We start from the raw sequence: 14,919 nt of genomic DNA, 5'->3' as shown, positions 1-14,919 counted from the left end.
GGCAACACGGTCTTAGGCGCAGACAATAAAAAGCCCCGCACGGCGAACCGTGCGAGGCTTTTGGTACCGCCAGGGAAGTCTTACAGGCCGGCAGCGGAACGCAAGGCGTCGGCGCGGTCGGTTTTTTCCCATGTGAACGTGGTGAAGGTGTCGTCACCCACAGTCTTGGTAGCCGGGGTGCGACCGAAGTGGCCGTACGCAGCGGTTTCCTGATACATCGGGTGCAGCAGGTCGAGCATGGTGGTGATTGCGTATGGACGCAGGTCGAACACTTCACGGACCAGTTTGACGATCTTGTCGTCGCTGATCTTGCCGGTGCCGAAGGTGTTCAACGAGATCGAAGTCGGTTGAGCAACACCGATCGCGTAGGAAACCTGAATCTCGCAGCGCTCGGCCAGGCCGGCAGCGACGATGTTCTTGGCCACGTAACGACCGGCGTAGGCAGCCGAACGGTCAACCTTCGATGGATCTTTACCGGAGAACGCGCCGCCGCCGTGACGGGCCATGCCGCCGTAGCTGTCAACGATGATCTTGCGACCGGTCAGGCCGCAGTCACCCACCGGGCCGCCGATGATGAACTGGCCGGTCGGGTTGATGTGGAACTGGGTATCTTTGGACAGCAGTTCGGCAGGCAGCACGTGCTTGACGATCAGCTCCATCACGCCTTCGCGCAGGTCGTTGTACGACACTTCAGGGTTGTGCTGAGTCGACAGAACAACCGCGTCGATACCGACAACCTTGCCGTTTTCGTAGCGGCAGGTCACTTGCGACTTGGCGTCCGGGCGCAGCCAAGGCAGCAGGCCGGATTTACGGGCTTCGGCCTGGCGCTGAACCAGTTGGTGCGAAAAGGTGATCGGTGCAGGCATCAGCACGTCGGTTTCGTTGCTGGCGTAGCCGAACATCAGGCCCTGGTCGCCGGCGCCCTGATCTTCAGGCTTGGCACGGTCGACACCCTGGTTGATGTCAGGGGACTGCTTGCCGATGATGTTCATCACGCCGCAGGTCGCGCCGTCGAAGCCGACGTCGGAGCTGGTGTAGCCGATGTTGGTGATCACGTCACGAACGATCTGCTCCAGGTCAACCCAGGCCGAAGTGGTGACTTCGCCGGCGATGATCGCCACGCCCGTTTTCACCAGAGTCTCGCACGCCACACGGGCGAACTTGTCTTCAGCAATGATGGCGTCCAGCACCGCATCAGAAATCTGGTCGGCGATTTTGTCCGGATGCCCTTCAGACACGGACTCGGAGGTGAAAAGGGAGTATTCGCTCATCTCGATTTTTTCCTGAATTTACCGATGGTGAGTGTCGCCAGCCGGTCGCTGAAAATGGCGGACCTGGATCTGGAAACCATTACGTAAGCCTACATAGAGGCTTTCCCCGGGAACGAGTCCCGCAGCGGTGGCCCAACGGGCCAGATCGTCCTGTTCAAACCCCAACCAGAGATCACCGCAGGCCTCCTTGGCCCAACTCTGGTTGTGGCTACATAACTCTGTCACTAACAGGCTACCGCCTGGTTGCAGCAAATCGGCCATGTGCTTGAGCGCTTCGGCTGGCGCGGCGAAATGGTGCAGCACCATGTTCAGTACCACGCAATCTGCCGTCAGGCTGACGCCGTTCAGTGCATCGGCCAATTGCAGGTTAACGTTAGCCAACGCTTCACGCTCGCAGACGTGGCGTGCCAGTTCGAGCATCGCCGGGCTGTTGTCCAGCGCGGTGACCTGTGAGAAGCGGCGCGCCAGCTCCGGCAAAAATGCACCATCGCCAGGGCCGACTTCGATGGCGGTGGCGCCGTCGCCGAAACTCAACTTGTCGAGCAATGCCACGACGCTTTCGCGGTATTGCGGCAGGCCGGCGATCAAGTCTTGCTGGGCGCGAAACTTCTCCGCAACCCGTGAGAAAAAGTCCTGACTGGCCGCCGCTCGTTGCCCGTGAACCTGAGTGATCCGCGATTGCACATCGGCAGGCAGGGTCAACTCATCCACTTCTTCGAGCAAGGCTGCGTGCAGCTTGCCGCCGAGCAGCTCGGTGTGGGGCAGGGCACGACGGTAGAAAATCGCATTGCCTTCACGACGAGTCGCCACCAGGTCGGCCTGGGCCAGCACCTTGAGGTGATGACTCATGCCCGACTGGCCGATGCCGAAGATCTGCGCCAGTTCCAGCACGCCGAACGAATCGTTGGCCAAGGCGCGCAATACATTCAATCGCAGAGGATCGCCGCCGGCCTTGCACAGGGCCGCCAGCTCGTCGCAATCGTCATGTTGAATGGAAGGCACGCGTAAATTCATAAGGCCGGCAGTCTAGTCATGGGTCGAAAGCATCGCAAGGGCAATATCAAAAAGTTTTGATATTGGACGATAGATGGCACTTCTCACGAGGTGGTTAACTCTACAAACGAACAGCGGAAAGGTTTCACCAGCCGAATACGCCGTAATCCATTGGAAAAACGCCTTCAGATGACTATCTGTGATTGCCCCGAGGCGGCCCGGTGAGGGAAAATGCTCGCCTTTTTTCCGTTTCGTTTTATTCAAGCCCCCAGGAGAACAGCGATGCCTAGCCGTCGTGAGCGTGCCAACGCCATTCGTGCCCTCAGCATGGATGCCGTGCAAAAAGCCAACAGCGGCCATCCCGGTGCCCCTATGGGTATGGCAGATATCGCCGAAGTGCTTTGGCGCGACTACCTCAAGCACAACCCGAGCAATCCATCGTTCGCCGACCGTGACCGCTTCGTGCTGTCCAACGGTCACGGCTCGATGTTGATCTATTCGCTGCTGCACCTGACCGGCTATGACCTGTCGATCGAAGACCTGAAACAATTCCGCCAGTTGCACAGCCGCACTCCGGGTCACCCGGAACTTGGCTACACCCCGGGCGTAGAAACCACCACCGGTCCACTGGGCCAGGGTCTGGCCAATGCCGTGGGTTTTGCCCTGGCTGAAAAGGTCCTGGCGGCGCAGTTCAACCGTCCTGGCCACAACATCGTCGACCACCACACCTATGTGTTCCTGGGTGATGGCTGCATGATGGAAGGCATTTCCCACGAAGTCGGCTCCCTGGCCGGCACCTTGGGCCTGGGCAAACTGATCGCCTTCTACGATGACAACGGCATCTCCATCGATGGCGAAGTCGAAGGCTGGTTCACCGACGACACGCCGAAGCGTTTCGAAGCCTACAACTGGCAAGTGATCCGCAACGTCGACGGTCACGACCCGGAAGAGATCAAGACCGCGATCGAGACGGCGCGCAAAAGCGAGCAACCAACCCTGATCTGCTGCAAGACCACCATCGGCTTCGGTTCGCCGAACAAGCAAGGCAAGGAAGACTGCCACGGCGCCCCACTGGGTGACGCGGAAATCGCCCTGACCCGCGCTGCGCTGAAGTGGAACCACGGCCCGTTCGAAATCCCGGCCGATATCTACGCCGAGTGGGACGCCAAGGAAGCCGGCCGCGCAGTCGAAGCCGAGTGGGACCAGCGTTTCGCTGCCTATTCCGCCGCATTCCCGACCGAAGCCAACGAACTGATCCGTCGTCTGAGCGGCGAACTGCCGGCTGACTTCTCCGAGAAGGCCGATGCCTATATCGCTGAAGTGGCCGCCAAAGGCGAAACCATCGCCAGCCGTAAAGCCAGCCAGAACGCCCTGAACGCATTCGGTCCGCTGCTGCCTGAGTTCCTCGGCGGTTCGGCTGACCTCGCCGGTTCCAACCTGACCCTGTGGAAAGGTTGCAAAGGCGTCACCGCCGAAGATGCCAGCGGCAACTACATGTACTACGGCGTGCGCGAGTTCGGCATGACCGCGATCATGAACGGCGTTGCCCTGCACGGCGGCCTGGTGCCTTACGGCGCAACCTTCCTGATGTTCATGGAATACGCCCGCAACGCGGTACGCATGTCGGCCCTGATGAAGCAGCGTGTGATCCACGTCTACACCCACGACTCCATCGGTCTGGGCGAAGACGGCCCGACTCACCAGCCAATCGAGCAACTGGCCAGCCTGCGCTGCACGCCGAACCTCGATACCTGGCGTCCAGCCGATGCCGTTGAATCGGCTGTGGCCTGGAAAAACGCTCTGGAGCGCAAGGACGGTCCTTCGGCCCTGATCTTCTCGCGTCAGAACCTGCAGCACCAAACCCGTGATGCCGGTCAGATCGCCGACATCAGCCGTGGTGGTTATGTGTTGAAGGACTGTGCAGGCGAGCCTGAGCTGATCCTGATCGCCACCGGTTCGGAAGTGGGTCTGGCCGTTCAGGCTTTCGACAAGCTGACCGAGCAGGGCCGTAACGTGCGTGTGGTTTCCATGCCGTGCACCAGCGTGTTTGATGCCCAGGACGCCGGCTACAAGCAATCGGTTCTGCCGTTGCAGGTCAGCGCCCGTATCGCCATCGAAGCCGCTCACGCGGACTACTGGTACAAGTACGTGGGCCTGGAAGGTCGCGTGATTGGCATGACCACCTACGGCGAGTCGGCGCCTGCGCCTGCCTTGTTCGAAGAGTTCGGCTTCACCCTGGAAAACATCCTGGGTCAGGCTGAAGAGTTGCTGGAAGACTGATCCAGAAAAGGTGTTGCCTGAGCCGACGCCATCGCGGGCTTGCCCGCGATAGCGGTCGATCAGGCGACGCTGCAATAACGGATTCACCACGGTAATCGAGAACCCCATGCCTCAACCGCGTCCCTACAAAGTTGCACTCAACGGCTACGGCCGGATTGGTCGTTGCGTCTTGCGTGCGTTGTTCGAGCGAGGCGAGAGGGCCGGGTTTGAAATTGTCGCGATCAACGATCTGGCCGACATGGCCAGCATCGAATACCTGACACGCTTCGACTCCACTCACGGGCGTTTTCCCGGTGAAGTGAAGGTCGACGGCGATTGTCTGCATATTAATGGCGACTGCGTGAAGGTCCTGCGCAGTGCCACCCCCGAAGGCATCGATTGGGCGTCCCTGGGCGTCGATCTGGTGCTGGAGTGCTCCGGCGCTTACCACACTCGCGACGACGGCCAGCGTTTCCTCGACGCCGGCGCACCTCGGGTGCTTTTTTCCCAGCCGATGGCCAGCGAGGCGGATGTCGACGCCACCATCGTCTATGGTGTGAACCAGGATTGCCTGACCGGCGACGAGTTGCTGGTTTCCAACGCGTCCTGCACCACCAACTGCGGCGTGCCGCTGTTGCGTCTGCTGGATCAGGCCATTGGTCTTGAGTACGTGTCGATTACTACCATCCACTCGGCGATGAATGATCAGCCGGTGATCGATGCCTATCACCACGAAGACCTGCGCCGAACCCGTTCAGCGTTCCAGTCGGTGATTCCGGTATCCACTGGTCTGGCACGCGGCATCGAACGCTTGCTGCCGGAACTTGCCGGGCGAATTCAGGCCAAAGCCGTACGCGTGCCGACGGTGAACGTGTCTTGCCTCGACATCACGATGCAGACCGTCAGCGATACCGACGCTGCCGAGGTCAACCGGATCCTGCGCAAGGCTGCCACCAGCGGCCCGCTCAAAGGCCTGCTGGCCTACACCGAGTTACCTCACGCCAGTTGCGATTTTAACCATGACCCACATTCGGCGATTGTCGATGCCAGTCAGACCCGCGTTTCCGGCCCACGGCTGGTGAACATCCTGGCCTGGTTCGACAACGAATGGGGTTTTGCCAACCGAATGCTGGATGTTGCAGAACACTATCTGCACACAGCAACTTCAAAAAAACCGTAGGAAGTGCGACCCATGACCGTGTTGAAGATGTCCGACCTCGATCTGCAAGGTAAGCGCGTATTGATCCGCGAAGACCTCAACGTCCCAGTCAAGGACGGTGTTGTCACCAGCGATGCGCGAATCCTGGCTTCGCTGCCGACCATCAAGCTGGCCCTGGAAAAAGGCGCGGCCGTGATGGTTTGCTCGCACCTTGGCCGTCCGACCGAAGGCGAGTTCTCGGCTGAGAACAGTCTCAAGCCAGTCGCCGCCTACCTGAGCAAGGCGCTGGGTCGCGAAGTGCCTCTGGTGGCTGATTACCTGGGCGGCGTTGACGTGAAAGCGGGCGACATCGTGCTGTTCGAGAACGTGCGCTTCAACAAAGGCGAGAAAAAGAACGCCGACGACCTGGCCAAGCAATACGCCGCCCTGTGCGACGTATTCGTGATGGACGCGTTCGGCACCGCTCACCGCGCCGAAGGCTCGACCCACGGCGTGGCCAAGTTCGCCAAGGTTGCAGCGGCAGGTCCGTTGCTGGCTGCCGAGCTGGACGCATTGGGCAAGGCCCTCGGCGCCCCGGCCCAGCCTATGGCGGCCATCGTTGCCGGTTCCAAGGTCTCGACCAAACTCGACGTGCTGAACAGCCTGAGCCAGATCTGCAACCAGCTGATCGTCGGCGGCGGTATTGCCAACACCTTCCTGGCTGCAGCCGGTCATCCGGTCGGCAAATCCCTGTACGAGCCGGACCTGCTCGACACTGCCCGCGCCATCGCCGCCAAAGTCAGCGTGCCATTGCCGGTGGACGTTGTAGTTGCCAAGGAATTCGCCGAAAGCGCAGCAGCGACCGTGAAATTGATCGCTGACGTTGCTGCCGACGACATGATCCTCGACATAGGCCCGCAAACTGCTGCCAACTTCGCCGAGCTGCTGAAATCGTCGAAAACCATTCTGTGGAACGGCCCGGTCGGCGTGTTCGAATTCGACCAGTTCGGTAACGGCACCAAAGTGCTGGCCCAGGCCATCGCAGAAAGCTCGGCGTTCTCCATCGCTGGCGGCGGCGACACTCTGGCAGCCATCGACAAATATGGCGTTGCCGAGCAAATCTCCTACATTTCTACCGGTGGCGGCGCGTTCCTCGAATTCGTCGAAGGCAAGGTGTTGCCAGCCGTTGAAGTGCTGGAAAGCCGGGCCAAGGCCTGAGGGTCGCCCGTTTGACCAGGCAAGGGAGTGTTCAGATGGTCAAGTCGTTCGCGCTGTTGATCGTCGCGGGTTTGCTGGCGGCTTGCGGGAGCAACCCGAAAGCCACGCCGGAGCCTGCACCGGCTGCGCCGCAGCATGGCTGCTATCAGGCCGACTGGCAGGCGGAAACCAATCCGGTGCTCAACAAGCGTTCCGGGCCTGATGGCTTGGACAAATACGAGACCCAGGCCCCTGCCAAGGAACATGGTTGCCCTTGACGGGTCTGACTCTTTACTCAAGGCCGGCGGCGTATGTTGCCGGTCGAGGAACACGGATGAAAGGTTTTATCGCCATTACGGCGCTGGTGTTGTTGGCCGGTTGTTCTCAGTTGAACCTGTTCCAGTCGTCCGCCCCTGTGGATAACTGGACCACCTGGACCTGCGATAGCCAGGCCAAAGTGGTTTGGCGCTATACCGACGACAGCCGCAAGGAAGTCGACGTGCGTCTGGGCGGGGCCGATCAGGTCTACCGCTTGAAGCAGGAGCCGGGTGCGTCGGGTTCGCTGTACAGCAACGACATGCTGGCGTTTCACATAAAAGGCGAGGAAGGCCTGGTTTACTGGGTCGCCACCAATGATTTGATTGGCCGTGGCTGTAAAGCGCAATAAAAATGCCGCCCGCTGGGCTTTTGTGGCGAGGGAGCTTGCTCCCGCTGGAGCGCGAAGCGTTCCCGATCAGATAGCCGGGTTACGACTGCTTCGCAGCCGAGCGCGAGCAAGCTCGCTCGCCACAGGGTTCTTTGTAGTTTTTGAGATTTTGGTAACACCGAATTCGCAGCCCGGGCCAACCCCCGATCTGCAATAACTTGAATAGCCGCCGCCGCTACGGCAGGCTGGCACGATTAACGACCCAAACCGGGAGAGACACACACAATGGCACTTATCAGCATGCGCCAGATGTTGGACCACGCAGCCGAGTTCGGCTACGGCGTTCCAGCCTTCAACGTCAACAACCTTGAGCAGATGCGCGCCATCATGGAAGCCGCTGACAAGACTGACTCCCCGGTGATCGTCCAGGCTTCGGCCGGTGCTCGCAAATACGCCGGCGCACCGTTCCTGCGTCACCTGATCCTGGCAGCCATCGAAGAATTCCCGCACATCCCGGTGTGCATGCACCAGGACCACGGCACCAGCCCTGACGTCTGCCAGCGTTCCATTCAACTGGGCTTCAGCTCGGTGATGATGGACGGTTCCCTGGGCGAAGACGGCAAGACCCCGACCGACTACGACTACAACGTCCGCGTTACCCAACAAACCGTCGCCATGGCTCACGCCTGCGGCGTTTCGGTAGAAGGCGAGCTGGGTTGCCTGGGTTCGCTGGAAACCGGCATGGCCGGTGAAGAAGACGGCATCGGCGCCGAAGGCGTTCTGGATCACAGCCAGATGCTGACCGACCCGGAAGAAGCCGCTGACTTCGTCAAGCGCACTCAGGTCGACGCCCTGGCCATCGCCATCGGCACCAGCCACGGCGCGTACAAGTTCACCAAGCCGCCTACCGGCGACGTACTGGCGATCGACCGCATCAAGGAAATCCACAAGCGCATTCCGAACACTCACCTGGTGATGCACGGTTCGTCTTCGGTTCCGCAAGAGTGGCTGGCGATCATCAACCAGTACGGCGGCGACATCAAAGAAACCTACGGCGTACCGGTTGAAGAAATCGTCGAAGGCATCAAGCACGGCGTGCGCAAGGTCAACATCGACACCGACCTGCGCCTGGCGTCCACCGGTGCCATGCGTCGCCTGATGGCCACCAACCCGAGCGAGTTCGACCCACGTAAATTCTTCGGCGCCACCGTCACCGCCATGCGCGACGTGTGCATCGCTCGCTACGAAGCCTTCGGCACTGCCGGTAATGCTTCGAAGATCAAGGCGATCTCGCTGGAAGGCATGTATCAGCGTTATCTGAAAGGCGAGTTGAACGCTAAGGTCAACTAAGACGCTCAGTGTTTGAGTTGCATGAAAAACCCGCCGAGAGGCGGGTTTTTTGTGCGCAGCGATATTTTGCGTAATCAATCTATCCAAAGGTCAGGGAGAACGGTGCTGCCGAATGCTCAATGGCAGTGACAACATGAGGTGCCTGTTCTCGATACTGGGGATAACGGTTGAGGACTGCTTCAACCGCAGCGAGCACTGTCTGAACGCGTTCCCTTGGGTGCTCGATATCACAAGTGTGCGCGAACTCCAGGAGTCCTTGGCGTGAGGCAAACATTGACTTGTTACCGGCCAGATCCAGCGCCAAAACGTCTTCCGGGATATAGGCAGTAGTGTTGACGATGTCGTAAGCCGGAGAGAGACGCGCATCACGCTGTGTGGGATCGGAATAGAGCAAACCGAAGTTTTTCAAATGAGCGTCGCCATTCCCGACAATGCAACTCAGGGCTACGCTGTCGAAAAGTTGCTCAAGAGAGTGGCGCAAATGTCTGGCTGGGCAAAACAAGCGAATAGCCTTGGCGATGGCTGCATAACTCTTGCTGTACTTTTGGCTGGCCGATAACCCCATCAACACCGCCATATCTTCAAACCCTATCGGGTTGAGCTGATCGTCGCGGTCAAAACGACGCATGACAAACAGCTTGGCATTATCGGAAAGGTAAAACGGTGGAACGGGAATTCCCGCCTCCTTGGCAATGGACATGCAAAGGAACTCGTTGATCGCCAGGCCGGGAAATTCGTCGCGGCCGCTTTTGATAATCAGATCCGAGGTCTTCGATGTCACTCGTGGCTGAGCTGTTTCTTGTCGTTCCGGCACTAACACCTTGGGTTGAACACCAGAAATGCCTGCTCGCAGGATGTAGCGATCAAGCATGTCAGCGAAGATATCTTCCGTCCCATTCCAGGTCAGAATTTCTTCGAGCTTTTCTCCCGGAAATTGTTGCTCCTCCAGCAGTGCGTCCACCGCTTCAGATCGCACCTGAACCCTACCGATGGGTGAAGTGCTGCCGGTCAGTGCCAGCAACAACATCGGATCGACATTCGCAGTCTTGGCCAAGCGATTGCGAAGTTGCTCCAGCACATAACCTTCTGGCAGGTTCATCTGAAAAACAGGATGAAGCTCGCGCCGCCGAAACTCGTCATGCCGTACTGGCATGGACAAGCTGATTGCCATCTCGGGCAATGCATCTCCGTGATAACGGAACGTGAAATCCTCTGTAACGCTGAAAAGCCTGCCACTAGCTCCCTCAGGCGTGCTCACTTTGAGAGAGGTCATTTTCATTCGAACAGGTCCCCAAGCTCTTCAAGGGTGGGCATGGCGGCGGGGACGACAGCGAGTTCACAATCAAGAGCACCGAGAATGCGCGCGTAGGCGATCATGCCGACAGAAAGGTTGCCCTTTTCGACCGCAATAACCTTGTAACGCGTCAGCCCCGCGAGCTCGGCAAGCTGCGCTTGCGTCAAACCACGTCTTATCCGTTGGGTTCGTAACTGGGTGCCTAGTCGGCTGATTATAAGATCGTGATCCATGTTCTATTACCGCAACATTTGATTTTAAATGTATCGTATACGCAACATTTTATCTAGGAAGTTTTTGTTTGAAAGCAACCTGCACTTGGCGTCCGCTGGGCGCCATGCGTCGCCTGATGGCCACCAACCCGAGCGAATTCGACCCACGTAAATTCTTCGGCGCCACCGTCACCGCCATGCGCGACGTGTGCATCGCTCGCTACGAAGCTTTCGGCACTGCCGGTAATGCTTCGAAGATCAGGGCGATCTCGTTGGAAGGGATGTATCAGCGTTATCTGAAAGGAGAGTTGAACGCTAAGGTCAACTAAGGTGCTTCAGCGTTTGAGTTGTATGAGAAACCCGCCGAGAAGCGGTTTTTTTTTGTGAGCGATGCTTTTGATATTTCGATTCTCTATATCGGTCGCGATAATTTTTCAGAATGAATATTGAATACTGTCAACATTGACAGTTGTACAGTACGTCGCCGGGAAGGATGATTCACTCTCAAGTCAGGTGTCCCCCTTGCTTAGGAGTTTTCTCAATGAAAGTATCAAAATGGTTTGCATGTACTGCCCTAATGTTTTTAGCAGTCAATGGGGTTGGTTTTGCTTCTCAGGATTTTACTAATGCGGAGGTTGAAAGAGTATTGTCGGTTCAACAAAAAATTATATTCGCTAATGACTGCGCGGACGAAGATAAGATAAATGGGCAGTGTCCGACGAAATAGGGGGCGCAATGAGCTACCGTGAAGTGATCTCGTGATGAGTATGAGTTCGCTCCTCAAAATTGAATATTATCGCTGGAGGTTCCATGGATACTGCTACTCAAGCTATCCTGGATGCGGCAAAAGTAGGTGATAGGGTTTTCGTGGAATTTGTATTTAATGATGCGACCACCTCTTTAGCAGAGAGTCGTACGCTTTCAGGAAAGCTGGATTCTAAAGAAACCTCAATGATTACCGTTGTAGATGAGGACAGTTACAACGTTGCAAGAGTTATCTCCATCCGAAATATTACCGGTTTCAAGATTGAAAAAGTTTCGCAGATATTCGTTACACCTCCCAGTGGTAGTGGGAAAACTATAAGTATAGAAGTTTCTTCCTTGGATTCAGTTGAACGTTTGAAAGCACAGATTCAAGTTAAAGAGGGGGTCCCTCCAGACAAACAGCGCTTGATCTTTGCAGGAAAGCAGATGGAGGATGGGCGGACCTTGGCTAGCTACAATGTCGTAGGAGATTCGATTATTCATTTGGTACTACGTTAGTGATACGAGTTTTCATCTCTTTGATTGTGCGTTCAGTGACACATTCCTGTTCAATCGTGAGCGGTTTCTACGTAACGTTGTAATCTTTCATTTCAGGTCGGGATACCTGGAATCCCGCCGCGAGGCGGGTTTCCCAAGTGATGTTTTGACCACTGATAACGATGGTGAAATTATTTATCGTGATCAATATCCAGCTTGCTAAACGTCACTTTCCCGCCTTCACTGGTGTACCCGGTATTGTCCTGCACATACACCCCGGCCTTGAAGTACAGCGGTTTGTCGCGCCAGGTTGCGCTGATATCCGTGTCCCACTGATAGCCCGCTGCGCTGATGCCCAAGGCGCCGCCGGGGCTGAGGTGGATGAGGTAGGAGAATTCCTGGTCGAGTTTTACCCCGGTGGCGACGGTGATGACCCGGCCTTCATCGTCATCGGGATGCATGCGCACTTTGGCGACGATGTTACCGGTGGAGGTTTTGGTCTTGTACTGGTACTCGACCTTCACCATGGGCTTCTGGCTGTTGTAGGCATGGATCTGACCAATGACGATTTTGCCCGAGCTTGGCACCTGATTCACCGCCAGGGTTGCCCTCAGGGTATTGTCGGCGTCCGGGTAGTACCAGTTTTTCAGAGTGCCGTTGCTGTAGGTTTCGCGTAATTCAGTGCGTGGATAGATGGCATTTTCAGTGCGCGAGCCGGTTACCGGGGACCAGAAGAACAAAACGCCGGTGTCGGAATGGAAGTATTGATCCTTGAAGCCATTCACCAGTTTCGATGTTTCAACGGTGTACGGCGGGCTGCCGACAGGAACACTGAGGTTCCAGGATGCGAGGTCAATCATAATCAAAGCTTCCACGAATTTTCGTTGCACGCCCGTGCCAGATGCTCTGGCACGTGCCTTGGAGGGCGGTCTTTATAATCGTAGAATGCTTTTTTGTTAACGTCCGCCTGGCAGTTAGTTGGCGTCAACATCCTGTCGAAATGCCATCTCTGCCGGTTTCAGCGGGCTGTAGCTCCGACCGTTAGTCGGCAAATGGACGCTTCGGTTAAATGATGGCGCACTGACAGCTTCTGCTTTTACGGAACCCGGTCTAGAGTAAGCCTCAGTATTTGTCCGGTTTTCACAAGAAACCGGCCTGACGTCTTGAACAAGAGAAGCAGCATGGAATGCGCGCACCCCCCGCCAATTGAAGGCAGCTCAACGTTACTAATCGTCGACGATTACCCTGAAAACCTGATCAGTATGCGGGCACTATTACAGCGCCAGGACTGGCAGGTCATCACCGCTGCCTCGGGTTTCGAGGCCCTCGGCGTGTTGCTTGAACACGATGTCGACCTGGTGCTGCTGGATGTTCAGATGCCGGGCATGGACGGCTTCGAAGTGGCGCGCCTGATGCGTGGCAGCCAGCGAACCCGCCTGACGCCGATTATTTTTCTCACCGCCAACGAACAGTCCCAGGATGCCGTGATCAAGGGCTATGCCAGTGGTGCGGTGGATTACCTGTTCAAACCGTTCGATCCGCAAATTCTCAAGCCCAAGGTCCAGGCGTTGCTGGAGCACCAGCGCAACCGACGGGCGTTGCAGCGCCTGAGCCACGATCTGGAGGTCGCTCGCGCCTTCAATGCCTCGGTGTTGGAGAACGCCGCCGAAGGCATTCTGGTGGTCGGAGAGGACGGTCTGATCCGCTTTGCCAATCCGGCGATTTCGCGGTTGCTCAACGCCACGGTGCAAGAGCTGCAAGGCAGAGAGCTATTGGGCTATCTGCAAAAACCGCACTTCCCGCGCTGGGCTGACTCGGATTTGTTGTCCGGCTACAAACGCGGCGAGACGTTACGCCTGCACGATGCGCTGCTGCGCACTGCGCCCGGCCAGCAAGTGCCGGTTGCGTTGTCTTGCGCACCGTTGCCCGCCGAACAACGTGCCATGGTGGTCACCGTGCAGGACATGTCGGTGGTGCGTCACCTGCACCAACAACTCGAAGTCCAGGCCGTCACCGACCCGCTGACTGGATTGCTCAACCGTCGTGGCTTTTATCAAACCGTGGAAAATCTGCTGCTGCGCAGCGATCGCACCGAGCGTTCCTGGGTCTTGTTGTACCTGGATCTCGACGGTTTCAAGCGGGTTAACGATTCCCTTGGTCACGATGCTGGCGATCGCGTGCTGCGTTGGGTGTCCGAGCAATTGAAGGCCTGCCTGCGGCCCTTCGACATTCTGGCGCGCATTGGTGGCGACGAGTTCACTGCATTGCTGGACCTCGACGTTCCCGATCAAGCGGCGCGGATTGCCGAAAAACTCATTGAGCGGGTGTCGGTTTGTCAGCAAATCGATGGATTGGACATTACCTTGGGCGCCAGCATCGGCATTGCCACGTTCCCGGATTGCGGTCCCAATCTTGACGGTTTGTTGCGGGCGTCCGATATCGCGATGTACGAGGCCAAACGCGCCGGTCGTCAGCAATATCGTTTTTACGATCACGAAATGAACGGCCGGGCTCGTTCGCGGCTGATGCTCGAAGAAAGTGTGCGTACGGCCATCGAGAACCGAGATTTCAACCTGGTGTATCAACCGCAGGTGGCCATTGGTGACGGGAAGATTCGCGGGTTCGAGGCTTTGCTGCGCTGGCAGCATCCGAGCGTCGGTGACGTGCCGCCGGGGCTGTTTTTGCCGCTGCTGGAAGAAGCACGGCTGATCAGTCGTCTCGGCAGCTGGATTTACCAGCGTAGCGCCGGGCAGCGCAAGGCTTGGGAAACCCTGTTCGCTGAGGACCTGGTGCTGAGCGTCAGTCTGAGCCGCACCCAGTTCTCCATGCCGCATCTGGTGACCGAATTGCGTCACGTGCTTGAACGCCACGGCTTGCTGGCGCGTCATCTGGAAGTCGAGGTCACGGAGGAGGCCTTGATGCACGACGCCGAAGAAACCCGCAAACAGCTACGGTTGCTGCGCAACCTGGGGGTCAGGGTGGCGCTGGATGATTTTGGTTCCGGGCCGTGCTCGCTGTCGCACCTGCGTGATCTGGAGCTGGACACGGTCAAGCTCGACCGGCATTTGATCGCGCGGCTGCCCGACTCTGCGCGGGACGCGGCGTTGGCACGCAATGTCATCGACCTGTGCAAACAGTACGGGATACTGGTGATTGCCGAAGGCGTGGAAACCATCGCGCAGTACGATTGGCTGCAAGCCAATGGCTGCGAATATGTGCAAGGATTTTTGGTGGCGCGGCCAATGATGGCTGAAGACATCGGCGACTTCGTACAGCCCTTCGACTGGAGCGCGCTGCCCCGTTGAATTCGCTACACT

14 protein-coding genes and 1 pseudogene are annotated in these 14,919 nt (G+C 57.6%); 10 read left to right on the top strand and 5 right to left on the bottom strand.

Features of this window, described 5'->3' with window-relative positions:
• Window positions 1–80 precede the first annotated feature (80 nt).
• Entirely contained in the window at window positions 81–1,271 is a 1,191-nt protein-coding gene (gene metK / locus KGB21_RS05725) for a methionine adenosyltransferase (RefSeq protein ID WP_008050251.1), read from the bottom strand.
• 18 nt (window positions 1,272–1,289) lie between these two features.
• Window positions 1,290–2,285, bottom strand: a complete 996-nt coding sequence (locus KGB21_RS05720) for an ArsR/SmtB family transcription factor (protein ID WP_223504123.1) — start codon at window positions 2,283–2,285, stop codon at window positions 1,290–1,292.
• A 261-nt stretch (window positions 2,286–2,546) separates the two neighbouring features.
• Here KGB21_RS05720 and tkt point away from each other — a divergent pair, with 261 nt between their 5' ends.
• The 6 genes from tkt (at window position 2,547) to fba (ending at window position 8,854) form a co-directional block, all read left to right on the top strand.
• On the top strand, window positions 2,547–4,544 hold the full coding sequence (tkt, locus tag KGB21_RS05715) for a transketolase (RefSeq protein ID WP_223504120.1): 1,998 nt from the start codon (window positions 2,547–2,549) through the stop codon (window positions 4,542–4,544).
• A 106-nt stretch (window positions 4,545–4,650) separates the two neighbouring features.
• Window positions 4,651–5,703, top strand: coding sequence for an erythrose-4-phosphate dehydrogenase (gene epd / locus KGB21_RS05710; protein ID WP_223504118.1), 1,053 nt, complete (start codon window positions 4,651–4,653; stop codon window positions 5,701–5,703).
• 12 nt (window positions 5,704–5,715) lie between these two features.
• On the top strand, window positions 5,716–6,879 hold the full coding sequence (locus KGB21_RS05705) for a phosphoglycerate kinase (RefSeq protein WP_223504116.1): 1,164 nt from the start codon (window positions 5,716–5,718) through the stop codon (window positions 6,877–6,879).
• Between the two features lie 35 nt (window positions 6,880–6,914).
• Window positions 6,915–7,136, top strand: a complete 222-nt coding sequence (locus tag KGB21_RS05700; protein ID WP_034147497.1) for a hypothetical protein — start codon at window positions 6,915–6,917, stop codon at window positions 7,134–7,136.
• 56 nt (window positions 7,137–7,192) lie between these two features.
• Window positions 7,193–7,525, top strand: coding sequence for an MliC family protein (locus KGB21_RS05695; protein ID WP_034147496.1), 333 nt, complete (start codon window positions 7,193–7,195; stop codon window positions 7,523–7,525).
• 264 nt (window positions 7,526–7,789) lie between these two features.
• On the top strand, window positions 7,790–8,854 hold the full coding sequence (gene fba, locus KGB21_RS05690; RefSeq protein WP_007981624.1) for a class II fructose-bisphosphate aldolase: 1,065 nt from the start codon (window positions 7,790–7,792) through the stop codon (window positions 8,852–8,854).
• A gap of 79 nt (window positions 8,855–8,933) precedes the next feature.
• On the opposite strand, the gene KGB21_RS05685 is transcribed toward fba, so the two are convergent.
• A complete protein-coding gene (locus tag KGB21_RS05685) occupies window positions 8,934–10,133 on the bottom strand; it encodes a type II toxin-antitoxin system HipA family toxin (protein WP_223504114.1) in 1,200 nt (399 codons plus the stop codon).
• A complete protein-coding gene (locus KGB21_RS05680) occupies window positions 10,130–10,381 on the bottom strand; it encodes a helix-turn-helix domain-containing protein (protein WP_034147493.1) in 252 nt (83 codons plus the stop codon). The genes KGB21_RS05685 and KGB21_RS05680 overlap by 4 nt, the downstream gene beginning before the upstream one ends.
• Before the next feature lie 79 nt (window positions 10,382–10,460).
• On the opposite strand from KGB21_RS05680, the pseudogene KGB21_RS05675 reads away from it, so the two are divergent.
• The 3 genes and pseudogenes from KGB21_RS05675 to KGB21_RS05665 all read left to right on the top strand — a co-directional run.
• Window positions 10,461–10,689 (top strand): annotated as a pseudogene (locus KGB21_RS05675) (fructose-1,6-bisphosphate aldolase); the annotation flags it as partial.
• A 212-nt stretch (window positions 10,690–10,901) separates the two neighbouring features.
• Window positions 10,902–11,087, top strand: a complete 186-nt coding sequence (locus KGB21_RS05670) for a hypothetical protein (RefSeq protein WP_155292731.1) — start codon at window positions 10,902–10,904, stop codon at window positions 11,085–11,087.
• 83 nt (window positions 11,088–11,170) lie between these two features.
• A complete protein-coding gene (locus KGB21_RS05665) occupies window positions 11,171–11,623 on the top strand; it encodes a ubiquitin-like protein (RefSeq protein ID WP_223504112.1) in 453 nt (150 codons plus the stop codon).
• Window positions 11,624–11,793: 170 nt separating this feature from the next.
• On the opposite strand, the gene KGB21_RS05660 is transcribed toward KGB21_RS05665, so the two are convergent.
• Window positions 11,794–12,462, bottom strand: coding sequence for a polysaccharide lyase family 7 protein (locus KGB21_RS05660; RefSeq protein ID WP_034147491.1), 669 nt, complete (start codon window positions 12,460–12,462; stop codon window positions 11,794–11,796).
• A 321-nt stretch (window positions 12,463–12,783) separates the two neighbouring features.
• Between KGB21_RS05660 and KGB21_RS05655 the strand changes: the two genes are divergently transcribed.
• A complete protein-coding gene (locus KGB21_RS05655; RefSeq protein WP_034147490.1) occupies window positions 12,784–14,907 on the top strand; it encodes a putative bifunctional diguanylate cyclase/phosphodiesterase in 2,124 nt (707 codons plus the stop codon).
• The last annotated feature ends 12 nt before the right edge of the window (window positions 14,908–14,919 follow it).

This window comes from Pseudomonas sp. GL-RE-29 (assembly GCF_019947275.1).
In the GTDB taxonomy this organism is placed as follows: Bacteria; Pseudomonadota; Gammaproteobacteria; order Pseudomonadales; family Pseudomonadaceae; genus Aquipseudomonas; species Aquipseudomonas fluorescens_A.
Note: the sequence above shows the minus strand (reverse complement) of the source record. Positions and strands in the feature narration are given on the sequence as shown.